Source organism: Paenibacillus pinistramenti, from assembly GCF_005869875.1.
Classification (GTDB): domain Bacteria; phylum Bacillota; class Bacilli; order Paenibacillales; family Paenibacillaceae; genus Fontibacillus; species Fontibacillus pinistramenti.
The window spans coordinates 1-23,903 of the sequence record NZ_VAWG01000014.1; the positions used below are offsets into that span (position 1 = coordinate 1).

At 54.2% G+C, this 23,903-nt stretch carries 20 protein-coding genes; 14 read left to right on the top strand and 6 right to left on the bottom strand.

Annotated elements, in window-relative coordinates; genetic code table 11:
• Positions 1 to 418: 418 nt before the first annotated feature.
• From FCN15_RS14760 to FCN15_RS14820, 13 genes are all read left to right on the top strand, one after another.
• Positions 419 to 1,381, top strand: a complete 963-nt coding sequence (locus FCN15_RS14760) for a M15 family metallopeptidase (RefSeq protein WP_238996701.1) — start codon at positions 419 to 421, stop codon at positions 1,379 to 1,381.
• A 263-nt stretch (positions 1,382 to 1,644) separates the two neighbouring features.
• The gene (locus FCN15_RS14765) at positions 1,645 to 1,983 is read left to right on the top strand and encodes a DUF3243 domain-containing protein (RefSeq protein WP_138495761.1); all 339 of its coding nucleotides are present in this window, start codon (positions 1,645 to 1,647) and stop codon (positions 1,981 to 1,983) included.
• Positions 1,984 to 2,318: 335 nt separating this feature from the next.
• The gene (locus FCN15_RS14770; RefSeq protein ID WP_138495762.1) at positions 2,319 to 3,179 is read left to right on the top strand and encodes an ABC transporter ATP-binding protein; all 861 of its coding nucleotides are present in this window, start codon (positions 2,319 to 2,321) and stop codon (positions 3,177 to 3,179) included.
• Between the two features lie 200 nt (positions 3,180 to 3,379).
• On the top strand, positions 3,380 to 4,663 hold the full coding sequence (locus tag FCN15_RS14775) for a stalk domain-containing protein (protein ID WP_238996702.1): 1,284 nt from the start codon (positions 3,380 to 3,382) through the stop codon (positions 4,661 to 4,663).
• Positions 4,664 to 5,161: 498 nt separating this feature from the next.
• Complete coding sequence (locus FCN15_RS14780) at positions 5,162 to 6,520, top strand: FAD-dependent oxidoreductase (RefSeq protein ID WP_138495764.1); 1,359 nt, start codon at positions 5,162 to 5,164, stop codon at positions 6,518 to 6,520.
• A 168-nt stretch (positions 6,521 to 6,688) separates the two neighbouring features.
• Complete coding sequence (locus FCN15_RS14785; protein ID WP_338044381.1) at positions 6,689 to 7,327, top strand: phosphatase PAP2 family protein; 639 nt, start codon at positions 6,689 to 6,691, stop codon at positions 7,325 to 7,327.
• 191 nt (positions 7,328 to 7,518) lie between these two features.
• Positions 7,519 to 8,340 carry a formate/nitrite transporter family protein gene (locus tag FCN15_RS14790; RefSeq protein ID WP_138495766.1) on the top strand — a complete coding sequence of 274 codons (822 nt, stop codon included), beginning with the start codon at positions 7,519 to 7,521 and terminating at the stop codon, positions 8,338 to 8,340.
• A gap of 297 nt (positions 8,341 to 8,637) precedes the next feature.
• Positions 8,638 to 10,731: a molybdopterin-containing oxidoreductase family protein gene (locus FCN15_RS14795; protein WP_138495767.1), complete on the top strand. Its 2,094-nt coding sequence runs from the start codon at positions 8,638 to 8,640 to the stop codon at positions 10,729 to 10,731.
• A 155-nt stretch (positions 10,732 to 10,886) separates the two neighbouring features.
• The gene (locus FCN15_RS14800) at positions 10,887 to 12,119 is read left to right on the top strand and encodes an MFS transporter (RefSeq protein ID WP_138495768.1); all 1,233 of its coding nucleotides are present in this window, start codon (positions 10,887 to 10,889) and stop codon (positions 12,117 to 12,119) included.
• Positions 12,100 to 12,612: a GNAT family N-acetyltransferase gene (locus FCN15_RS14805; RefSeq protein ID WP_138495769.1), complete on the top strand. Its 513-nt coding sequence runs from the start codon at positions 12,100 to 12,102 to the stop codon at positions 12,610 to 12,612. Before FCN15_RS14800 ends, FCN15_RS14805 begins: the two co-directional genes overlap by 20 nt.
• Positions 12,613 to 12,668: 56 nt before the next feature.
• A complete protein-coding gene (locus tag FCN15_RS14810; protein WP_138495770.1) occupies positions 12,669 to 13,463 on the top strand; it encodes an SDR family oxidoreductase in 795 nt (264 codons plus the stop codon).
• 210 nt (positions 13,464 to 13,673) lie between these two features.
• Positions 13,674 to 15,371, top strand: coding sequence for a glutamine--tRNA ligase/YqeY domain fusion protein (locus tag FCN15_RS14815; protein ID WP_238996703.1), 1,698 nt, complete (start codon positions 13,674 to 13,676; stop codon positions 15,369 to 15,371).
• Between the two features lie 77 nt (positions 15,372 to 15,448).
• The gene (locus tag FCN15_RS14820; protein ID WP_138495772.1) at positions 15,449 to 15,973 is read left to right on the top strand and encodes a metallophosphoesterase family protein; all 525 of its coding nucleotides are present in this window, start codon (positions 15,449 to 15,451) and stop codon (positions 15,971 to 15,973) included.
• 102 nt (positions 15,974 to 16,075) lie between these two features.
• Here FCN15_RS14820 and FCN15_RS14825 read toward each other — a convergent pair whose 3' ends face one another.
• A complete protein-coding gene (locus FCN15_RS14825; protein WP_162515373.1) occupies positions 16,076 to 17,266 on the bottom strand; it encodes an MFS transporter in 1,191 nt (396 codons plus the stop codon).
• 162 nt (positions 17,267 to 17,428) lie between these two features.
• Between FCN15_RS14825 and mobA the strand changes: the two genes are divergently transcribed.
• A complete protein-coding gene (mobA, locus tag FCN15_RS14830) occupies positions 17,429 to 18,082 on the top strand; it encodes a molybdenum cofactor guanylyltransferase (RefSeq protein ID WP_138495774.1) in 654 nt (217 codons plus the stop codon).
• Between the two features lie 97 nt (positions 18,083 to 18,179).
• Here mobA and FCN15_RS14835 read toward each other — a convergent pair whose 3' ends face one another.
• The 5 genes from FCN15_RS14835 to FCN15_RS14855 all read right to left on the bottom strand — a co-directional run bounded on the left by FCN15_RS14835 (position 18,180) and on the right by FCN15_RS14855 (position 23,866).
• Positions 18,180 to 21,365: an efflux RND transporter permease subunit gene (locus tag FCN15_RS14835; protein ID WP_138495775.1), complete on the bottom strand. Its 3,186-nt coding sequence runs from the start codon at positions 21,363 to 21,365 to the stop codon at positions 18,180 to 18,182.
• A gap of 177 nt (positions 21,366 to 21,542) precedes the next feature.
• Complete coding sequence (locus FCN15_RS14840; protein WP_138495776.1) at positions 21,543 to 22,475, bottom strand: TetR/AcrR family transcriptional regulator; 933 nt, start codon at positions 22,473 to 22,475, stop codon at positions 21,543 to 21,545.
• Positions 22,476 to 22,582: 107 nt separating this feature from the next.
• Positions 22,583 to 22,900 carry a DMT family transporter gene (locus tag FCN15_RS14845; protein ID WP_138495777.1) on the bottom strand — a complete coding sequence of 106 codons (318 nt, stop codon included), beginning with the start codon at positions 22,898 to 22,900 and terminating at the stop codon, positions 22,583 to 22,585.
• A gap of 4 nt (positions 22,901 to 22,904) precedes the next feature.
• Positions 22,905 to 23,240, bottom strand: coding sequence for a DMT family transporter (locus FCN15_RS14850; RefSeq protein WP_138495778.1), 336 nt, complete (start codon positions 23,238 to 23,240; stop codon positions 22,905 to 22,907).
• A complete protein-coding gene (locus FCN15_RS14855) occupies positions 23,237 to 23,866 on the bottom strand; it encodes a TetR/AcrR family transcriptional regulator (protein ID WP_138495779.1) in 630 nt (209 codons plus the stop codon). The genes FCN15_RS14850 and FCN15_RS14855 overlap by 4 nt, the downstream gene beginning before the upstream one ends.
• Between the last annotated feature and the right edge of the window lie 37 nt (positions 23,867 to 23,903).

Here is a 23,903-nt window from a genome sequence, read left to right on the forward strand (position 1 = left end):
TCCTCCGGCGGCCGCGGTGGTGGCCGCCAGCGGTAGGCGGCGCGCCTAGCCCGCCGCCGCATCACGCGCGGCCGTGCACCGCGGTCCGCGCCCATCGCTGCCCGCGCGTCCGTGCACCGCGCGCCACCGTCCGCCGCACCACACGCAGCCGTCCGCCATCCGCGCGGCCAAGTCCCGCGCCCGGCTGCCGGCGAAACGGCCCAGCTTATTCGCCCGGACAAGCTGAAACCTTTTTCCGGCGCGGAGCGTCTTGTTATCTGAAGATGGGAGATTTGGGATGGGTGATTTGGAGATTTGGCTCCGGGCTGCTCTTTGCCGGAGTTTGTACAGGAAGCATAGATAAGATACTAAGCCAGGATGATAGATATAAGATTAAGATTTAAGCTTTAGGCTTTACGTTCAGAGGGGGAACATGACGATGAAATCTACCGGGGTTATGAGAGGAACAGGCGTCGCTGCAGTACTGCTTCTGGGAGCCGTTCTGATGGCCGCTTGCGGCGGAAGCAACGATGCTTCAGGAGGGAACGGCGCCTCCAATCAGACCGGGATTACGGATCCGGCAGTTGCCTCAGGCAATACCAGCCTGGATAGTTCGGCAAGCAGTACAGATGCAGCCGGGGCTGAAGCTTCAGCCTCCGGCGCCCCGGAAGCAAGCGCCTCGGATGCCGAGAGCAGCGGGAGCGCCGGGACTGCCGAGCCTGCAGTTGCCAGCCCGGAGTCTGCCGGGGATTCCGGCCAAAGTCAGCCTCAGCAGGCGGTGGAAGGAGCCGGGCAGAACCCGGATACGTCCGTTGTAGCGAATCCGGACAGCGCAGCCGTCCTGATCAACAAGCAGTTTGGTCTGCCGGAGGATTATGAACCAGCAGACCTGGTTTATCCGGATGTGCCTTTTACCTTCTCCGAAAAGATTGAAAAGCGCATGATGCGCAAAGAAGCGGCTGCTGCTCTGGAAGACATGTTTGCCGCCGCCAAGAAGGACGGAATTTATCTCGCCGGCGTTTCAGGATACCGTTCTTATGAACGCCAGAAGACGATTTTTGAGAATTATGTCAAGAAAGACGGAGAAGAGAAGGCCCGCACCTACAGCGCGTATCCGGGATACAGCGAGCATGAGACCGGTCTGGCCATCGACGTATCAGGCAGCGACGGCAAATGTGCGGCCGAGGACTGCTTCGGCGGCACCCCGGAAGCGGAGTGGATCGCTGAGCATGCGCCGGAATATGGCTATATCGTCCGTTATCCGGAAGGCAAAGAAGACATTACAGGCTATAAATATGAACCTTGGCATATCCGGTATGTCGGTAAAGAGATTGCCGCAGATATCGCCAAACGCAATATTACGCTTGAGGAATACTATGACGCTGTGCCGGTCAGCAAATAAAGCCGGGACAGCCTGCTCTCAGAAAGCAGCCGCGAATGATGAATTCGGGCTGCTCTTTTTTTTATATAAAATGTGCAGGATTGCAGCTCTTCATGAGGAGCCTCTCCTAAAAAGTCCACGGCGCAGGTCTCGATTCTGCCTCACTTTTTGCGGGAGTTTATTATTTAGACCAGGCAGGTTTGACAGCATCCAATCCGGGTAAGGACATAGGGAGCCCAGCCGCTCTGACAATATGGAGTCCCAAACTTGAGGAGGTAATTGACATGTCTGAGAACAATCATGTAGTGAACAAAGAAGGTCAAGTCGCCTTAAACAAAGTGGATGATGCGCTGAACCGGATCAGCGACAAGCAGAAGGATGACATTCTGGGGAGCTTTAACGAATTCAAATCTTATTTGAGCAAAAGAGTTGAGCTGGCTCAAAATATTGGCCTGAACGAAGAAGCCATCGCCCTGGCTGCCGAGAAGGTAGCCGGTTATCTGGCCGAGAAGGAAGAGCCGCGCAATGCCGAGGAGAAACTGCTCCGCGAGCTTTGGAATGCAGGCGATAAAGAGCAGCAGCATGCGCTCGCCCACATGCTTGTCGGACTGGCCAGATCTTGACCGGAGCCTGCGCCGCCAATAAGCCGTTAATATAATAAGCCTAAGCCGCCAATAATTGGGGCACGATGAATCATAACTTGCTGAGGAACCCTTTCAGGATGGAGCTTTTTCCCTTGCCTGAAGGGGTTTTTGGCATGCTTGGACCATCTGCTCTGTCTGATAGATTTGTCACAAAAACTCATCAAATCTTCATCAAAACATCAGAAAGTTGGAAATAAGTATTGACACTGATAATGATTATCAGTATGGTTATATCAGAACACATTGATAATGATTATCAACCAACTCATTCGGATTATATAAACTTTAACTATTGAGGAAAGGGAGTCATCGCCATGGTAACATTGCAAACGGCCCATTTGGACATCGCTTATGAGGAGCGCCTGATCGTAGAGGACTTGAATATTAAAATTCCTGACGGCAAAATTACGGCCCTTGTAGGAGCGAATGGCTCCGGCAAGTCAACCATTTTGAAGACAATGGCGCGGATTCTCAGTCCTAAGAGCGGCAGTGTCCTGCTGAACGGCAAATCCATTCATAAGCAGTCCACACGTGAAGTGGCGAAGCAGCTCGCGATTCTGCCTCAGAATCCAACCGCTCCGGATGGCCTGACCGTTTATGAACTGGTATCTTACGGCCGCTTCCCTTATCAGAAAGGGTTCGGAAGCATGAACGCCGAAGACCGCCGTGTGATTGAATGGGCGATTGATGTGACCGGCATGTCCGCCTTCGCAGAACGTCCAATTGAGCAGCTTTCGGGCGGCCAGCGGCAGCGTGCATGGATTGCCATGGCTCTAGCTCAAGAGACGGATATGCTGTTCCTCGACGAGCCGACGACTTTCCTTGATATGGCGCACCAGCTTGAAGTATTGGAGCTTCTTGAAGAGTTAAATGCTGAACAGCACCGGACGATCGTCATGGTTGTTCACGATTTGAACCATGCGTCGCGTTACGCACAGCATATGATCGCCATTAAATCCGGCAAGGCTGTTGCTGAAGGCGCTCCTGCTGAAGTCATGACCCCTGACGTGCTGCAGGAGGTATTTGGAATTGAGGCGGATATCATTATTGATCCTCGCTCCGGAGTTCCGCTCTGCCTGCCTTACGGCCTGTGCGGCCGCAAGCCTTCTGCACGGGTGAGAACCAATGAAGAAGCTATGGTACCAGCTGCACAGATGGCAGCGGCGTTCCGTTAAGACTACAGCATACTTTAAATGTCCTGCTTACTAGACACAAAGACCGTGATTCTCTCTCGTTAGAGGGGATTGCGGTCTTTTTTTTATACTAAATTTGGAATCAAATCCTGGAAAAAGTATAATAAAAGAATCCTATATTCATAGTTTCATAGAACTTAATAGATTCATTATTCAGATTCAAACAGAAGAGGAGATGGATGATGAGGTTTCCAAGACGCAAAAGCATTCTGCTATTAGCCTTGGCCGGTTCTCTATTTATCGGCTCCGCTGGTTTAAACCATAGAGAGGGGGCTGCCGTCTATGCAGCGTCCTCGCAGCAGGCAGCGGTCCCGGCCATTCTGCTTGACGGGTATCCGCTTCCTTTCTCAGCGGCTCCGGCAGTCAAATCCGGCACAACCATGGTTCCGTTCAGGTCTGTCGCTGAAGCGCTGCATATTACGGTTACCTGGAATGCGAAAGCCCAGACCGTTACGGCCACGAAAGCGATGAGCAGCGGGACCGTGCGGACGGTGGTGCTTAAACAGGGCAGCAAACAGGCTGCTGTGAACGGCGCAGCCGTCTCTTTGGCGGTAGCGCCTTATGCACAAAATGGAAGCGTGCTTGTCCCGCTGAGCTTCTTCAGCAGCCAGTTCGGCGCAGCCGTCAGCTGGAACGGGGCGACCAAGACGGTGTCTATTCAATCACCGCCGGAGGATTTGGATACGACGGTCTTTTACGCGCTGAATTCGTTCTCCAAACGCAGTTATATGTCTCATTTTGACGCGGTTGATTTCGGATGGGCACGTATAGATGCAGACGGCAAATTGACCCTGCAGGGTCAGGATTACTACTGGCCGGAGGCGGCAGGCGAGATTACGCCGGAATCGCTTGTGGACAGCGCCGTGGCTGCCGGGCAGAGGGCGGAGCTCATGGTGGCAGGCACTGACGGCCAAGGGGAGCTCACGAAGCTGCTGGGAGATGCTTCACTCCGCGCGGACGCTGTTCAGGAGATGGTGAGCGTGGCGTCGGAGAAACATTTTACAGGCATTACACTGGACTTTGAAGGTCTCGGCTTGACAGGGGACGCGCTTGCCGTGCAGCAGTCGCTGAATGGATTTGTGCAGGACCTGGCGGCTGCCGCTCATCAGGCGGGGCTTAAGCTGACGCTTGCCCTGCATCCCTTGAACGGATCTTATAAGGGTTATGATTACAAAACATTAGGAAATTATGCGGATGAGCTGATTATTATGGCCTATGACTTCAAGAGCGAGAAGGGCCCGGAGCCGCTTGCCAGCATTGATACAGCGATTCAGCTTGCCCTCAAGCAGGTGGACAACAGCAAGCTTGTGCTCGGGATTTCGCTCGGCAGTGAAACGGCCCAGTCGATTGCCGGCCCGGCAGGCCTGGCTAAACGGTACGGCCTGAAAGGCATTGCGCTGTGGCGTCTCACGCTTGTGGATGACGAGACCCTTCAAGCGCTGGAGAAGAGCGTCATATTGAACTGAACCGGCCGAAGTGCCTAGATAAGGCTTGGAAAAAGGATACACAGCCCGGATTGCCTGCGCAGTCCGGGTTATTTTTTTGTGGTGCACCCTGCAAATAGCCGGCCTGCACGATAACGAAATCCGGCGCTGCTCTTTCCATAACTGACCTCGGCAGGATGAATGTATAGCTTATTCGGCGGGATAACCGGCCGGCTGCGGGAGAAACTATCGGGAGAAGGCAGAGCAGCAATGATCTGCAATGATCTTCTGCACTCTTTATCCTGAATCAGATATCTAAAAATTGAACAAAAAGTGAAAAGTGAAAAAAATCACTTGATTTGTGAAAAATGTCACACTATAATAAAAACATAAACAAGGTGAACAAATTCACAAACAGACAAAACGTTCGAACAAACGATCAAACGATCAACGAACAACCAGCGGATGTCAAACAAGTAATGTTAATCACGATCTGCTTCGCGCAGAATTTTCGTTCAACTTTAGAGGAGGAATTTTAAGATGAAGATTGCAGTTATTGGATGTACCCATGCAGGCACGGCGGCTATTGTAAATGCAGCGAAATTGTATCCTGAGGCTCAAATCACGGTGTATGAACGTAACGATAACATTTCGTTCCTGTCCTGCGGTATTGCCCTTTATGTAGGCGGCATGGTGAAGGATCCGGCCGGATTGTTCTACTCTTCGCCGGAGCAGCTTAAAGAGCTTGGGGTCGACACAAGAATGCAGCATGAAGTAACTTCTGTAGATACGAAGCAGAAGGTGCTGACCGCCCGCAACTTGAAGACTGGAGAAACATTTGAGGATACTTTCGACAAGCTGATTGTAACGACAGGATCCTGGCCGATTGTTCCGAAATTTGAAGGCGGCGAGCTGGACAACATTCTGCTGTCGAAGAATTTCAACCATTCGAACACGATCATTGAGAAATCGGAGAAGGCGAAGAGCATCGTGGTTGTAGGCGCCGGCTACATTGGCGTTGAGCTTGTAGAAGCTTTCGAGCTTAACGGCAAACAGGTCACCCTGATTGATGCGGAAGACCGGATCTTGAGCAAATATCTGGATGCCGAATTTACAGACAAGATTGAAGCGTCCCTGCAGGAGCAAGGCATTAAGCTGGCGCTCGGCGAGAAGGTAACCCGTTTTGAAGGCAAGGACGGCAAAGTCAGCACCGTCGTAACCGACAAAGGCAGCTATGAAGCGGATCTGGTGATCATGTGCATCGGCTTCCGGCCAAACACAGAGCTGCTGAAAGGCCAGGTTGATATGCTGGATAACGGCGCCATTATCGTCAATAACTATATGCAGACGAGCTGCCCGGATGTGTATGCGGCTGGCGACAGCTGTGCGGTGTTCTACAATCCAACCAAGAAGCATGCATACATTCCGCTTGCTACCAACGCAGTCCGCATGGGTACGCTTGTTGCCCGCAACCTGATCAAACCAACTGTCTCCTACATGGGTACCCAAGGCACTTCGGGCATCAAGATTTATGAAGACAACATTGCGGCAACAGGGCTGACTGAGGTTTCTGCGAAAGAGGCAGGTCTTGATGTGGACAGCGTTCTGATCCATGAGAATTACCGTCCTGAGTTTATGCCGACCCATGAAGAAGTCATCCTGAAGGTTGTGTTTGAGAAAGCAAACCGCCGGATCGTGGGTGCGCAGCTGATGTCGAAAGCGAACCTGACTCAATCCATTAACACGCTTTCGGTCTGCATCCAGAATCACATGGCCATGGAAGAGCTGGCGTTTGTCGACTTTTTCTTCCAGCCGCACTATAACAAGCCTTGGAACTTCCTGAATACAGCAGGACTTGGAGCTCTTCCAGAGGTTCCTGCGCTGGAGCCGACTCGTTAATCCCCCCAAATCAAGCCCAAACCAGGCAGTGCTGACCGGAAATTTAATTTCCGCCGGTGCTGCCTTTTCTTTTCCCCCCCCTGTTGCCACAGTTGTGAAATCACGCTAAAGTGGAGATTGTATGTCTAGGATAGGAAGGTGTTAACAGGAACAATGAAAGATAAACAATTGAAAAAAAGGTTGTCATTAGCGTTCATTCTAAGCGTTGTATTTGCTGTCTTGTTCGGTTTGATAGCGCTCTCTTTACGCCGTGAATGGATCGCCTCTTTCGATCTTTCGGTAATCAGGCAGGTGCAGTCCTGGGAAAGCCCCGGGCTTACCCATTTGATGGAATCGCTGAGCTGGATCGGCACGGCCAAGGTGGTCATCGTGATCGCAGTCGTCATCATGCTGGTGCTGTATTTTGGACTGGGCCACCGGCGCGAGCTGATCTTCCTGGCTTCGGTTACTGTGGGCGATTATCTGCTCAATGAGATGATCAAGCACTTCTTTAAGCGGGAACGTCCGAATCTGCACCGCATTATTGAAGAGACAGGGTACAGCTTCCCGAGCGGCCATTCCATGGTTTCGTTTGCCTTGTACGGTTCGCTGGCTTATTTACTCTGGAAGCATATGGGCACCTGGCTGGGCAGGGTCATTCTGCTTGGACTTGCAGCTCTGCTCATAGCAGGCATTGGCCTGAGCCGCATTTATCTCGGCGTTCATTATCCAAGCGATGTGATTGGCGGCTATTTTGCCAGCGGCTGCTGGCTGACGCTCGCGATTTGGTTCGGGGGAAAATGGACCGGCGGCCGCAAAAAGGCTTAGCCATCCGCTGTAAAGAGTCATTTCGCATTTTACCCCTATTGGATGAATTGCTTATGTTCTGCCTATGGCCGTTTTTATAAAAATTTTTAATAAATGAAAGCGGTATCGTGATTTATGTTATTTTTTAAGTGTTTTAGGCGGAGCTACAATAAGAGCAAATCTTCCAAGTGGAATCAAAAGGGGAATGCGAAATGGCTTATTATAAACCGAATGAAATGGCTGAACTCGTTGTAGACGTTGGGGTCAAGAAAGCCCGTAACAACCTTCTTACCCTCCTTGTACTGGGATTTCTGGGAGGGGCCTTCATCTCAATCGGCTTCCTTCTGGACATCCGGGTCATCGCCGGCGCGCCTAAGGAATGGGGAACCATTGCCAACTTTATCGGGGCTGCAGTCTTCCCGGCCGGTTTGATTCTGGTAGTTATAGCAGGCGCCGAGCTTCTGACCGGCAATATGATGGCGGTGCCGATTGCCCGTTACGCCGGTAAGATCAAAACGAGTGAAGTCATCCGCAATCTGGTTCTTATTACGCTTTCTAATTTTGTCGGTGCCATTTTTGTCGCTTATTTCTTTGGACATGTAGTCGGTCTGACGCACAGCGGTGTTTATCTGGACAAAGTGGTGGACATGGCAGGACACAAGCTTGATGACAGCTTCCTGCAGGCCTTTATTTCGGGGATTGGCTGTAACTGGCTGGTAGCACTGGCCATCTGGTCTTCTTACGCATCGGATAACATCAGCGGTAAAATTCTCGGCCTCTGGTTCCCGGTTATGGCGTTTGTCGCCATCGGCTTCCAGCACGTTGTGGCCAACATGTTCCTGATTCCGGCTGCCATCTTTGAAGGTCATTATTCATGGGGGCAGTATCTCCAGAACTTTGTACCGGTTTGGCTGGGGAACCTGGTCGGCGGCGGCCTGTTTGTAGCGATGGCTTACTTCCTGGCTTACCTGAAGCAAGCTCCGTCTGCTGCTGCTGTTAAACTGCCGGCTGCTTCCAAGACGGTCCGCAAATAAAATAATTTTAAATCGGCGCGGAATATCCGCAGACCTAAACAAAAGCTTTGAGCGCAGGGAACTGTGCCAAAGCTTTTTTCTATTTTCCGCAAAAAAAATGGGCAGAAACCATTGCAGCCTGTAAAGGCCGCGTTCGGTTCTGCCTGTGCCGGGTTGCACAAATATCCATGAATATCGCTTAAGGGGAAGTCAAAAATTCACGGGTGAGCTATCCAATATCCTATTACCCCGAAAGCAGAAGATTGAAACAGTTGAATGATCAAGAGATAATAAAATGTGAAAGTAAGGAGGGAAAGTATGAACAGAATTCCCGTAACCGGGCAGGCTGACGGAATATTCCCTGCGGTCTGTCCGCTGGATTGCCCCGATACGTGCGGGCTTCTGCTGCATAAGAAGGACGGAATCATTACCAAAGTGGAGGGCAGCCCGGAGCACCCGATTACGGCGGGCGCCATTTGCAACAAGGTCCGGAATATGACGGAGCGCATTTATCATAAAGAACGTTTGTTATACCCGCTCAGGCGGACCGGCCCGAAGGGGGAGGGAAGATTTGAAAGAATCACTTGGGAGGAGGCCTTTGCGGAAATCGCAGGCCGCTATCAAAACCTGCTGGACGAGTATGGGGGCGAGTCGATTCTGCCGTATAATTTTTACGGAAATATGGGTTATTTGAGCGTTCAGGGCATGGACCGCCGGTTCTTCAACCGGCTTGGTGCCTCGAGGCTGGTGAGAAGCATCTGCAATTCAGCCGGAACGGCCGGCTGGAACTATACGATGGGCTTCGGCGGCGGAGTCACTCCGGAGGATGCGGCGGAGGCGAAGCTGTTTATCGTCTGGGGCGCCAATATCGTCAGCACCTCGATGCACAAATTTATGCTGATTGAGAAGGCGCGCAGACAGGGCGCGAAGCTGGTTGTTATTGATGTTCATAGAAACCGGACCGGCGACCGGGCAGACTGGTTTATTCCGGTTCATCCCGGCACGGACAGCGCGCTTGCGCTGGGGCTGATGCATGTGCTGTTTGACCGGGGGCTGACCGATAAAACGTTCCTGTCCAGGTACACCGTAGGGCATGAACAGCTGCGCGAGCATGTCAAGACGTATACGCCGGAGACCGTCTCCGAGATCACCGGGGTGCCGGCGGAGGATATCATCAGGCTGGCCTTGATGTACGCCGAAGCTTCCCCGTCCTACATCCATATCGGGAACGGGCTGCAGCACCATGACAACGGCGGCATGGCGGTCCGGACGATTGCGTGCCTGCCGGCACTGACTGGAGCTTGGCAGGTGAAAGGCGGCGGGGCTTTTAAGAACAATACGGCCTATGGCGCCATTAACGGCGAGGCGCTCGAGGTTCCGGAGCTCAGGGAGAACAAGCAGACGAGGAGCGTTAATATGGTCCGGATAGGTGAAGCGCTGCTGGAGCTTGAGCCCAAGATCCGCTCGCTGTTTGTGTACTGCGCCAACCCGGCGGTTGTGGCCCCGGATACGGAGCGTGTAATCGCAGGCCTGAAACGGGAGGACTTATTCACGGTTGTGCACGACCTGTTCATGACGGATACCGCCAAATACGCGGATCTTGTGCTTCCGGCGGCCTCTACGTTCGAGAATACCGATCTGTACGGCTCTTACTGGCATCCCTACATGCAGCTGCAGGAGCCGGTCATTCCGGCTCAGGGCGAGAGTAAGAGCAACTTTGAATTGTTTAAGCTGCTGGCAGAGGCTATGGGCTTTGACGAGCCGGCCTTTCGGGATACGGAGGAGGATTTGATCCGTCAGGCGCTGGATGTGCCGGGCAATCCTTACATGAAGGGCGTTACCTTGGACAAGCTTAAAGAGCAGCGCTTTGTGAAGCTCAATATGGAGCCCCGGAAGCATTATCTGGACCGGCTGACCACACCCTCGGGAAAAATTGAGCTGTATTCGCGGTCCATGGAGGAGGCCGGCCTGCCGGGCCTTCCCGCTTATATCCCGCTGATCGAGGGGTACGACGGCCGGAACCGGCCTGCCCCGGGGGAGAAGGTCCCTTACCCGCTGATGTTCATCAGCCCGCCGAACCACAGCTTCCTCAATTCGACCTTCTCAAATGTGGACAAGCTCGCACAGATCGAGAAGGGGCCGGTGCTTCAGATTCATCCGGAGGATGCCGCCGAGCGGTCCATCCAGGACGGCGACAAGGTGGCCGTCTGGAACGGCCGCGGCAGATTTGAAGCGGCAGCGGCCGTAACGGACCGGATGCTGCCGGGGACGGTCGTCAGCCAGGGGCTTTGGCGGGGCCGGGAAGGCAGGCACAGCCGGGCTAATGCGCTGACCCCGGACCGGCTGGCGGATATGGGCGGCGGAGCAGCCTTTTTCTCAACCTTGGTGGAGGTGAAACGGGAAGAAGCCTGAGGCCTGGCTTGCCGCCCGGGGTGATTTAAGCCATACTGAAATTTGGATGACGCCGGAATCTGATAAATAATCTGATAAATAATTTGGTAAATAATCCGGCAATAATTCCGGCAAATAATAAGATGAAATAGAGAGATGCAGGAGCTTGTATGCAAATGAAATGGCTGCAGCAATACCCGCGGGAAGTGAAAGTCTTTCTTGCGGCAAGCCTGATCAATTCCGCCGGCGGCTCGCTCATGTGGCCGCTGATTACGATGTTTATATTCAAGGAACTGGGCCGGAGCATGACAGATGCCGGTCTTGTTATTTTGGTGCAGAATATCGGCGGCATTGCAGGCCAGATTCTCGGGGGTGCGCTGTATCACCGGGTTGGCGTGAAACGCCTGATTGTAGGTTCGCTTGCTTTTAATGCAGTTGGCTTGATTATTCTTCCTTACGGTGCGGCGCACTGGTATGTCTTTATGGCCCTGATGCTGGTGATCGGGTTTACGAACGCGATGTCCATGCCTGCGATCCAGGCCTTTATCGGATTCCGGTTTGCGGAGGACAGAGCCGGACTATTCAATGTGATTTATGTCGCGAACAATATCGGAGTGGCGCTTGGAACGGCTTTAAGCGGCGTGCTGGCCAGAATCTCCTATGATTTAAGCTTTATAGCCAACGGGCTCTCGTCGCTGTTCTTTGCCGTCTTCTTCCTTATTTATTTGAGCCGGATAGAGCATGAGCAGGGGGAACTGCAGGTGTCCAGGCGCAAAACGTCCACGGACGGGCACCGGACGCTGGAGCTGCTCCGCGATTACCGGATTTATTTGTTTATGGGAATCGGCTCTCTGTTTCTGTGGCTTGCCAACAGTATCTGGAACAATGGCGTTTCCCCGTACACGATTGAATTGGGAATGCCGGAGTGGAGATACAGTATACTGTGGACGCTGAACGGTGTGCTCATCTTCGCCGCGCAGCCGTTTGTGTCCTGGCTCCGGCGGTTATGGGCCGGGACGCCGCAGCGGCAGATGCTGGCGAGCGCAGTATTTTACCTGCTCGCCTATATCTGCATCCTGATGTTTCACAGCTATGCGGCCATGGCCTTTGCGATGGTGCTGGCTACGCTTGGCGAAATGCTGGTTTCGCCGGCGATTCCCGCGTTCATTTCGGAGCATACCGGGAGAACGGCTCCTTTTTATCTGGGCTTTGTAGGCGGGATGGGCTTTGCGGGCCGGGTGATCGGCCCTTATACAATGGGCGTGCTGTATGACTATGGCGGGCTTACGCCTGTCGCCTGGCTTGCGGTGTGCATCGCGGTGCTGTCCATAGCCGGTTTTGCCGTCCATTCGGCCTTGAACAAGCAGGCAGGCGCGCTGGAAGATCAATATGCACGGGGAGGGAAATAAGGTCTTGGCGGAAGAAATATGGATCCGGTTATCCGAGCTTCGGGATGCCGGTGATTTAATGGAGATCGACGCCAGAGTATGGAATGAGGCGAATACGCCCGGAACTCTGGCCGACAAGACGAAAGAGCAGTATCTGCAGCAGTCTCCGCCCGGCAGCCAGCTGGTTGCCGAAATCGGCGGCCGGGCTGCCGGATACATCGGTTTTGCCCATCCGACTGGTTTGGAGAGCAACCGGCATGTGTATGAAATCAATATTGCCATTCATCCTGACTACCAGCGCATGGGCATTGGCCGGAAGCTGATGGCTGCTATGAAAGAGAAGGCCAAGGCGGACGGGGTCCGCAAGCTGTCCCTTAGAGTCCTGGGCACAAACCAGGCAGCCAAGGCTTTCTACGAGCAGTGCGGCTTTCGGGTACAGGGGGTGCTGCCTGAGGAATTTTGGCTGGGCGGCAGGTTTGTCGATGATATTCTGATGTGGTGTCCGGTGAACTGATGGCTTGATGCTGAACTGGGAAGAATAAGGGATAAAGCGGAGAGGAGAATCGAATAATGGATCTTGGATTACAAGGGAAAAAAGCGCTCGTCGTGGCCTCCAGCCGCGGCCTTGGCAAAGCCGTTGCCCGGCAGCTTGTGCTGGAAGGGGCCGACGTCATGCTGACAAGCCGGAGTGAGGAGGCGCTGCGGGAGGTGCAGCAGGAGCTGCTCGCTCTCGGCACGGGAAGCCGGGTCGAGTTCTGCGCTGCGGATGTTAAGGACAAGGCGGACATCGAGCAGCTGATGGAGCGGTCCTCTCAGTTATTCGGCGGCAGAATCGACATTCTGGTGAACAACGCGGGCGGGCCGCCGCCGGCTTCCTTTGAGGAGCTGGATGACGAAGCCTGGCTTCAGGCCTTCCAGCTGAATCTGCTCAGCGTTGTCCGGCTGATCCGCTCGGCACTGCCGCTGATGAAGGCTTCCGGCGGCGGTCATATTGTCAATCTGACCTCAAGCTCGATCAAACAGCCGATTCCGGGGCTGATCCTCTCCAATACGATGCGCATGGGCGTGCTGGGCATGACCAAAACGCTGTCCAAGGAGCTTGGGCCTTACGGGATTCTGATCAACACGATTGCCCCCGGCAAGATCGAAACGGACCGGATCGTCCAGCTGGACCGGAAGCGGGCGGAGCAGGACGGGATATCCGCAGAGGAGATCGCGGAGCGCGAGCAGCAGAAGATTCCGCTCGGCCGTTACGGCACGCCGGAGGAGTTCGCGAAGGCAGTGGTTTTCCTGCTGTCGGGAGCAAACACGTATATTACCGGCACTGCGCTGGTGATCGACGGCGGGGTTATGGATGCTGTCTAATCGTTAAAGGCATCCGGAATCAAGCAGCGGGCCGCGTCTCGCTTCCGTGCAGGAAGCTGCGCGGCTTTCTTTTTTACCGCTGGGGTATGAATGCTTGTCCCGGCTTGTCCGGAAGGCGCCCGCGCTGGCCCCGGCATTGAACTATTGGCTGGATATCGGTATATTTATATAAACGAAACGGATCTTATTCGGATAGAAAGGTTGATTCGCGTGACACACGGTACAACGCCCCCTAACTTTATTAAGAATATCATTACAGAAGATTTGAAGAACGGCAAAGTGAGCAAGGTTATCACCCGGTTCCCGCCTGAACCGAACGGTTACCTGCATATCGGGCATGCCAAGGCGATTTGGATCAGTTTTACCCTGGCTGACGAGTTTGGCGGACGGACGAACCTGCGCTTTGACGATACGAACCCTCTGAAAGAGGATGTCGAATACGTCAACTCGATCAAGGAAGACGTGAAATGGCTTGGCTTTGAATGGGAAGAGCTGCATTTCGCTTCCGACTATTTTGAGGAGATGTACAACCGTGCCGTGCTGCTGATCAAGAAAGGCAAAGCATATGTGGATGACCAAAGCGCCGACCAAATCCGGGAGACACGCGGAACCTTGACTGAGCCGGGAATCAACAGTCCGTTCCGGGACCGCTCGGTAGAGGAGAACCTCGATCTGTTTACACGGATGAGAGCCGGGGAGTTCAAGAACGGGGAAAAGGTGCTGCGCGCCAAGATTGACATGGCTTCGCCAAATATTAACCTGCGCGACCCGGTTATTTACCGGATTTCGCATGCGTCCCACCACAACACAGGAGATGCGTGGTGCATCTACCCGATGTACTCCTATGCACATCCGCTTGAGGACGCTATTGAAGGGGTAACGCATTCCCTTTGCACAATCGAGTTTGAAGACCAGCGTCCATTCTATGACTGGGTCATCGCCGAGACGGAAATGGAAGCTCAGCCCCACCAATATGAATTCGGACGTTTGAACGTTGAGACTATGATCACAAGCAAGCGGAAGCTGAAGCTCCTGGTGGACGAAGGCTATGTAGACGGCTGGGACGACCCCCGGATGCCGACGATTTCCGGCCTGCGCCGCAGAGGGTATACGCCTGAAGCGATTAAGAGCTTTGTGTTTGAAGCCGGAATCTCCAAAGCCCAGGGCACCGTGGATCTGGCGATGCTGGAGCATTTCATCCGTGAGGATTTGAAAATGAAAGCTCCCCGCACCATGGCGGTGCTCGACCCGCTGAAGGTTGTCATCACCAACTATCCGGAAGGGCAGACGGAAATGCTGGAAGCCGAGAACAATTCGGAGAATCCGGAAATGGGCAGCCGGCAGATTCCGTTCTCCCGCGAGATCTATATTGAACGCGATGACTTTATGGAGAACCCGCCGAGCAAATATTTCCGGCTGTTCCCGGGCAACGAAGTCCGCTTGAAGCACGCCTATTTCATTAAATGCACCGATGTGATCAAGGATGAGGACGGCAATGTGGTGGAGATCCACTGCACTTACGATCCGGAGACCAAGAGCGGCACCGGGTTTACCGGCCGCAAGGTGAAGGGCACGATTCACTGGGTAGACGCTAACAGCGCCGTTCCTGCGGAATTCCGTTTATATGAGCCGCTCATTTCATCCTCGGATGAGGAAGCGGAAGCCGACACGATTGAAGACACGGAGAAAGCGGAGGCCAAATCCTTCCTCGATGAAGTGAACCCGGACTCGCTGCAAATGGTGAACGGGTTTGTAGAGCCGGATCTGGCAGGTGCCAAGCCGCATGACAAGTTCCAGTTCTTCCGCCACGGCTATTTCAATGTCGATCCTAAGGTTTCCAAACCGGGCGCCCCTGTCTTTAACCGGATTGTTTCCTTGAAGAGCTCCTTTCAGCTTCCAAAACAATAACAGGGCAGCGGGGGAAGAAACCGCCGGAGACCAAAGGCAGCGGGATCCGGCCCGGCCATGACAAAGGAGGAGTTCGAATGCGGATCGGGGTTGTTTCAGATACTCACCTGCGGGAAGGCAGAGTGAAGCTGCCTGCCCGGCTGACGGAGATTTTGAGCGGTGTCGATTATATTCTTCATTTGGGGGATTGGACGTCGCTGGAGGTGTACCGTCAGCTTTCCGCCCTGGCGCCAGTGGACGGAATAGCAGGCAACAATGACGGATATGAAATCATTGAACGTTTCGGGGAGAAGAAGATCCTTACGTTCGAGGGAATCCGGATCGGGCTTGTCCACGGGCATGAGCCTTATTCCTCGAGGCTGACCACGCCGCAGAAGGCGCGCAAGGCGTTCGAAGGGGACTCCGTACAGGTGATCCTGTTCGGCCACTCCCATCAGCCTTATCTCCAGAGCGACGGAGGGGTGCTGATGTTTAATCCGGGTTCTCCAACGGATAAGCGCAGGGAGAAGCAGTATTCCTTCGGAATACTGGAGATTGACAAGGGCAACCTGTCAGCAAGCCATATTTATTACGACCATAACGGCCGCCTCGGAGGAGAATAACCCGGCGTGCCAGTAAAGAAGCCAAAGGGATCCGTTCCAGTGCGAATGTACGGATCCCTTTGGCTTTCTTATTGTGAGCAGCATAAAGTTCTAGATAAAGTTCTAGGAATAATATCTGTCCGGCTTGTAGCCGTTGCGGTGAATGTAGATCCACAGCAGGCCCAGGCCGATCGTGCCGCACAGGGTCATGGATACCATGGTCTTGTACATGATAACCGAGCCGAGGTTCTGAAACAGCCAGCCCCCAAGCGGTCCGGCAGCCATAGCGGACAGCCCGCTCCAGCAGAGCACAAGTAAGGTTTGTCCGGCCGAGCGGTACGGCTTTGGCAGGAACAGGGACGTAAGCCGTGTGCCTACGAAGAAGAATCCTCCCAAGGTGGCCGAATTCAGCAGGCTGATGTAGATCACATGAGAAGGCAGTGTCGCACCGGCCATCAGATTCCAGCGGATGGCGGACAGCAGGCTTACCGCTGTCAGAAAGAGGAGAAGCCGGGACATTTTGCGAATATTTAATTTACTGAGCCAATGAAGGACAGCCGCTTCCAAAATAAACGAGGCGCAGACCGCCAAAGCGACGTCCATCATTTTTCCGCCCAGATCGCTGATAAACAAAGGCATAAAGAGCTGGTTGACCGATAGAGGAATCGTTATCAGCATACCGAGCAGCAGAAACAGAAAGAAATACTGGTTCATTAATACGCCGATAATCTCACGGGCCATAATGGGCGCTGCAGGAGCCTGTTTCCTTATTGAGGGGAAGGACAAGCCGATTCCAATCGCGGCAGCGATAATCAGGGTGGTTACGATCGTAACGGGGAGCGGATGCAGCACTCCGTCATGAAAGGCATAACCAAAGCCCAGGCTGGCGGTTAAGGGAAGGACAGCCCATCCGGCAGAAGCCCAATAGCGGCTCTTCAGGATATCTATCTTCAGCTCGGAGGGAGAATCCCCGGCGTATTCCATGGACAATGTATTGCTTGTATAGAGGAGGGGGGACAGAAAGAAAAACAACAGCAGCGTAATCCAGGTCAAATACGGATAGCCGGCGATCCACAGCATAAGGTGAATGCACAGCAGAATTCCTGTCAGCTGCAGCAAAAGAACATTCCGGGTACCGAGCTGCCGCACACGAAAGAAATTCCAAAACGGGTAAGCAGCGATGGAAACGAGCGGCCCTGCTGACATAAAGATGCCGATCTCAAGCTTGTCCAGCCCGGTTAACATCAGATAGAGCGGGAGATAAGACGTAAATATGGCTGCGATCCCGTAGGTGAAAAAGTTAAGCAGATGCAAGGAAAATGAGGCTCTACTTCCAGAATCTTTTTGCACCAGTCTGCGCCCTTCCTTTCTGTATAGAGAAGCAGAAACGCCCGTTTATCAAAAAGAAGGCGTTTGCATAAATGTAACATGGCTTTCCGGTTGTTACAAACCAATTATTATGTCATATAACAGAATATGGCTATCGAAAGGGTGGAGAAAATGAGCAGACTCGGCATTATCCTCGCAGGCGGCCAGTCGCGGAGAATGGGAACCCCTAAAGCGCTTCTCCGGATTCAGGGCAAAGCCGTAATCAGCACTATTATTGAAGCCATGTCGCCTCTGTGCGAGCAGGTGGTCATTTCAGCGGACAACCAGGAGCTGTATGAATTTACAGGTCTGCCCGTAGTCCCTGACCAGTATACCGGGGCCGGCCCGCTGGCAGGCCTTCACGCTGCCTTATCTTATTCTGGGCAGGAATGGAATCTGGTATGCTCCTGCGACCATCCTTTTGTGAGCAGCCTGCTGTTCGGCGGCCTGATTGCAGCGGCAGAGCAGGCGGGCGAAGAGGTGGATGCCATCATTCCGTTCTGGGAAGGAGAGCTGCAGCCGCTTGCCGCGGTGTACCGGGGCCGTGCCCTGGCCCGGCTGGCTGACTGCCTGGAGAATGGCGAGCGGCGTGTCCAGGACTGGACCAGCCGGTTAAACATCAAGCAGGCGTCGCTCGAGGAATTGGTTGATACCACAGGCACCGGCTGGAATAAGGCTTTGTTCAATATGAACAATCCGGAGGATTATGAGGAGGCGCTGCGGCTTGCGGAGAGCCTGCCTTCTCAAGCAGAGCTGCATTAAAGGACTCCGGCCATTTGGGTAAAAAGAAAGGGAAGCCCCGAAGCGGCAACACTTCAGGGCTTCCCTATTCTATTTTTCATACAATCCCAGCAGGTGCTTAGTCTTCCTGCTCAGCCAGGCTCCGGCGGCGGAACTTGGCAAGGAATTCGTACACGACCGGTACGATCACCAGTGTGAGCAGTGTGGAGCTCACGAGGCCGCCGATGACGGTCACGCCAAGACCTTTGGAAATGACGCCCGCGCTATTCTCCCAGCCGAATACGAGCGGCAGCAGTGCGCCGATGGTGGCGATGGCTGTCATCAGGATCGGACGAAGACGAGTTGCACCGGCTTCAAGCAGGGCTTCGCGTGTCGAAAGTCCTTCGCGTTCTTTGTGAATGACGCGGTCGATCAGGACGATGGCGTTCGTTACCACGATACCGATCAGCATCAGTCCGCCCATCAGGGACGAGACGTTCAGCGTATCGCCGGAGATCAGAAGCGCGATCAGCGCACCGATCACGGTGAACGGCAGCGAGAACAGAATAGCGAACGGAGCGAGCGCTCCGCCGAATGTCACGACGAGCACGAAGTAGACGATTGCGATCGCCGCACCCATGGCAAGGCCGAGCTGGGTGAATGTGTCGTTGATCTGCTCGGTCACACCGCCGAACTCAACGGTTACGCCTTCAGGCTTCTTCAGGTCGTCGATTTGTGCTTCCAGGTCCTTCGATACGCCGCTGACGTCTTTGGCCAGAATATTGGCTGTAATCTCAACGACGGTTTTACCGTTCAGACTGGAGATGGAATCCGGCGACGTTCCTTGTTCAACCTTGGCAACCTCTTTGATCGGAACCTGGATGCCGAGCGGCGAGGTCAGGGTTTGATTTTCAATGTCGCTGATGCTGCTGTAAGTCTTGCTGTCGGTTTTGACATGGACTTCATATTCCTTGTCGTCAATATCAACGGTGGTCAGAACCGGCTCCGTAGTGACAGGTGCCAATGCCATAGCCATTTGTCCTGCGGTCAAGCCAAGCGAACTGAGCTTCGCCTGATCTGCCAGCAGCGTGTACTGGTCATAACCTTGGGACAGGCTGGATTCGGCTTTCTCGAAATCGGCGGTATCCTTCTGAACAAGCTGAAGGATCTGATCGGCGAAAGGCTTGATCTGATCAATGCTGTCGCCAAAGATCTGAACGGTCAATTGGCTGCCGCCGAGTCCGCCGCTGGCGCCGGTATTCATCTCGGACCAGGTTCCGTAAGGGACCTCTTTGGTCAATTTAGCAACGAGATCCTCTTTCACCTGATCGAAGTTCTTGGTGTCGCTCTCATAGTTGGCATAGAACAGCGCCGATTTGGAAGGTCCCGGGCTGAGCGGGTTGCTGCCGCCTACCGAATACTGCATGCTGACCAAATCCGGCTGTGCCAGAATGATTTTCTCCGCGGCGAGGGCATGTTCTTTGACTTCTTCCAGCGTATCTCCCGCTTCCGGTGAGAAGGTAACCATTACATATTTGTCTTCCTGGTCAGGAAGGAAGCTCTTGCCGAGGAACGGCAGAGTCACAAGGCTGCCGAGGAGCACAACAAGGGCAAGGACGAACGTGATCAGCTTATGGGAGAGCGACCAGCCCAGAATCCGTTTGTAGCTGCGGGCGAGCGCGCCCGGCTTCTCCTCGTGATCATGCGTCTTCTTAAGGCCGTTGCGGAACAAAGTGTGCGCCAGCGCCGGCACCAGCGTAACCGCCACAAGCAGGGACGCCAGCAGGGCGAACACCATGGTCAGGGCAAACGGCATAAACAGCTCGCCGACCATACCGCTGACAAAAGCAAGCGGCAGGAATACCGCGATGGTGACGATCGTCGAGGAGGCGATTGGAATAAACATCTCGCGGGTCGCTTCCAGGATCAGCTTGCGGCCCTTCAGCCGTTCGCCGGTCAGAGACATGCGGCGGTAAATATTCTCGATGACAACGATGGAGTCGTCCACGACCCGGCCGATGGCTACGGTCATGGCGCCGAGCGACATCATGTTCAGCGTAATGTCCATCTGGCGCAGCGCAAGAATGGCAATCAGCAGCGACAGCGGAATGGAGATGATCGCGATGATCGTCGAGCGCAGGTTGCGCAGGAAGATCATGATAATCAGAACGGCGAACAAGGCGCCGAACAAGGCTTTGAACAGCATCGTGTTGACGGAATCCTCAATCGGCTTGCCCTGGTCCAGCAAAATCGTCAAATCAAGGTCCGGATTGTCCTTCTTGATCTGATCGACGGTGTCTTTGACTTCATTTACAACGTCAACCGTGTTGGCGTCATTGGTTTTGACAATCTGGATGCCGAGCGATTCTTTCCCGTTCGTACGGGAAACGGACTCGGCTTCGCCGGTCACCTCGATCTTGGCAATCTGATCCAAAGTGATCGTTGGAAGTCCGGCTGCAGATGCAGCGCCTGCAGAAGCGCCAGTGTCTGCCGCGGCTCCTGTGCTGCCGGCTGTGCCAGCGGCTCCGGCTGCCGAGCTGCCCGCAGATGCGCCGCTTTGGGCACCGGAGGATGCTGAAGGCACGAGCGGGATTTCAAGCTTTTTCAAATCGTCGAGGGTTGTAATGTTACCGTCTACCACAACGGCTTTCTGGGATTTGTCCAGTTCAAACAAACCAAGAGGAGCATGGACGGACGAAGCCTGGATGAGCTGCTGGACCGTATCCTCTGTCAGGCCAAGCTCAGCCATTTTGGCAGTGTCGTAGGTAAGCTCGACGTTCTTGGTGTACTGGCCTGCGATCTGTACGGATGCAACGCCGTCCAGGTCTTCCAGCTCCGGCTGGATGTCGTTCTCAGCGAGGCGCGTCAGCTGCTCCAGATCATTGGAGCCGTTGGAGGCAATGCTGAGGGAAATCACTGGCAGGGAGCTCAGGCTGAAGCGGGAAATCTGCGGCTTCTGTACGCCGTCAGGCAGCGTGATGCTGGTGATGGCCTCGCGGAGTGCGGCAGAAGCGTTGTCCAAATCCGCGCCGTAGTCATACTCAACTGTAATGGAAGAAGCATTCTCCATGGAGGTTGAGTTCACATTTTTGACCCCTTCAAGGTTGCGGATCTTCTGCTCCAGTGGAACGGTAACGTCATTCTGAACGCCTTCCGGCGCGGCTCCCGGATCTACGGTCGTAACCGTCAGATAAGGAATGCTGATGTTCGGAATCGTCTCCTGCTTCATGGTCAGGCCGCTGTACAAGCCTGCGGCGACCACAATGATGGTCAGGAACCAGATCGCGAACTTGTTCCTCAGGGAAAAATTAATGATGCCTTTCATAATGGTTGTCCTCACTCCTTATTTGTCTCTTTCTTCTCAAAAAATCCCTCAATAACGGCCTGGAGGCGAACGAACGGCCTCATGGTCGGCCCGGCAGCAGACAAGGCGGCCTGGAAAAAGTCTAGGGCAGCCCAGGCATCGGCCTGGAGGCAGCCCCTCAGCGGCCCGGCAGCAGCCTCAGCCTGAACCGGTGCGCTCGATCGCCGCCTGAACAAGCTGTTTGAGCTCCCGGTAGCCTGCCTGTGCAGACTCGTCCCCCTCAAGATGGCCGAGATTAGATAACATGCCGGTCAGTATGGCTTTCCTTGGCTCCGGCCTGAGGAATTCCTCTCCCAGAATGGATAAGCTTTCATACGTATCATCCGCCGTCTGGGTTCCACCTTGTTTGCCGGCCGGCAGCTGGCGCAGCTCCTGAATCACCTGCAGCGGATGGCGCGGGGCCTCCGGCAGCTCCGAGGATTCCTTCTCAATCCACCAGTCAAGCGCCTTGGGGGTGATGAGCGGATCTTTGCCTCTGTTCATGTAGAGGCCCGCAGTATGATCAATCAGTTCAATTAAGTGCCCGGCTACCCGTTCAAGTGAAAAGGGCAGAGAAGTGAACAGAAACAGCAGCTGAATGCAGGAGCTGAGCATGCCGTGAATCAGCAGCAGCAGGTCGCCCAGATACGGGGAGACAGCCGGGCCGTAGATTTCCGACATTTTCCCCTTCAGCAGAAGCAGCAGCTTCAGATTATTCCGGCGCATATGCTCATGCTGGTCCGGCAGCTTGCCGGCATCCGAATACTCCATGAACTGCATCTTCAGATACTCGCGTAATTCCACGACCTGGCTCAGCAGGACAACGATCTGTTTCTGCAGCTTCTCTCTCGGAGTCAGTCCCGGCGCATGCTCGGCCAGCTGCATCTGGTCTTCGAGCTTCTTGAAGCAGTAGTTGTAAATGGCGGCTTCAAGCTCCTCCTTCGATTTAAAATGAAGGTAGAGGCTGCCTTTGGAAATCCCGCACAAATCGGCTATATCCTGCATCGAAGTCGTCCGGGCTCCTTTGGTCGAGAAGAGTCTAAGCGCCGTCCGTATGATTAATTGTTTCTTATCTGCCGATTTATCCGACAAAGATTATGCGCACCTCTTTCTGGCTGGAGAGTTTTCTGACTATAGAGTTCTTCAAATGACTAAAAGGTCAAGCTGATTATAGTATAAAAAATAGCCCATTACAATTGTCATGTAATGAGCTTTAATCCTACAGCCGAGGCCAGAATGACAGCGATGCAGAGCATCCGCGTCCAGGTCTTGGACTCGCCGAACAGAAACATGCCGACAAGGGCGCTTCCCACGGTGCCGATGCCGGTCCAGACGGCGTAGGCGGTGCCCATCGGCAGGGAGCCCATGGCGTAGGTCAGCAGCGAGAAGCTGCCTGCGAAGGAGACGAGAAGCAGCAGATACGAAACAAGGTTCCTCCGGCTGCGCGCAATCCGGTTCATGCCGATCACGCCCAATACTTCGCAGCAGCCCGCCAGCACAAGAGATATCCAGGCCATCTGTTCAGTGCGCCTCCTTTTCCTGCCGGTCGGTGACCAGCTTCAGTCCGATAACCCCGCACAGCAGCAGGGCGATCAGCAGCACCTTGAGCAGCGCAAACGGTTCATGGAAAAAAATCATCTCGGCCAGCACCGTCCCCGCGGTGCCGAGACCTGTAAATACGGCATATACGGTTCCGACCGGCAGCCGCTTGGAAGCGGCAATAATCAGGTAGAAGCTGACCGCAATGCCGAGAAAAGTAGCCAGCCACTCCCACCAGCTGGAAGCGTGTTTAAGCCCCGATACCCAGACAACCTCAACGAGGCCGCCGATCAGGACATATAACCAGTTCCGGTTCATTCTTCTAAACTCCTTTGTTGTTCTAGGTGCGTGTTGTTCATGCTGCCGTCCTTCCCGCTGATTCCCCGCCAAAATACCGGCCAGGCCAGCTCCAGCCTGCGCACGGAGCGCTCGGGGTAGTCGTAGAGCGTGTCTACGAGCACGCCGTCCGCCAGCGCCATGAAAGCGGCAGCCGCCTGCTGAGGCCCGATCAGCGGACATTCCTCCATCTCCACTCGGAAAATAGCGGTGAGCCGCAGCTCCAGCTCATCCAGAAAGGGATAAGCAGCCGCAAGCACCTCGCGGTACAGGGACTGCGGAGGGAAATAGCACGTCCGCAGCAGGAACTTCAGATCCTGGTTGTGGCGGTACTGCTCCAGCAGCATCTCCAGCAGTCCCTTCAGCCGCAGCTCCAGAGGCTGTCTGCGGTGAGCCGCATAATACCGCTTCATGCTGCGGCGCGCCTGCTGCACGGAGCGGGCCAGAACCTTGAGGAACAGATCCTCCTTGCTGCGGAAATGCGCATAAATCGAAGGCTTCTGGATACCGCACAGCTCGGCGATCCGGCGCAGCGAGGCGCCCTCAAAGCCCTGGGCAGCAAAGCATTCTCTTGAGGCGTCCAGCAGCTTGATTTTTCCGCTCTTCATCCCTAACCTCCTGTTCAGGCCCTAGCAAAATCTAACC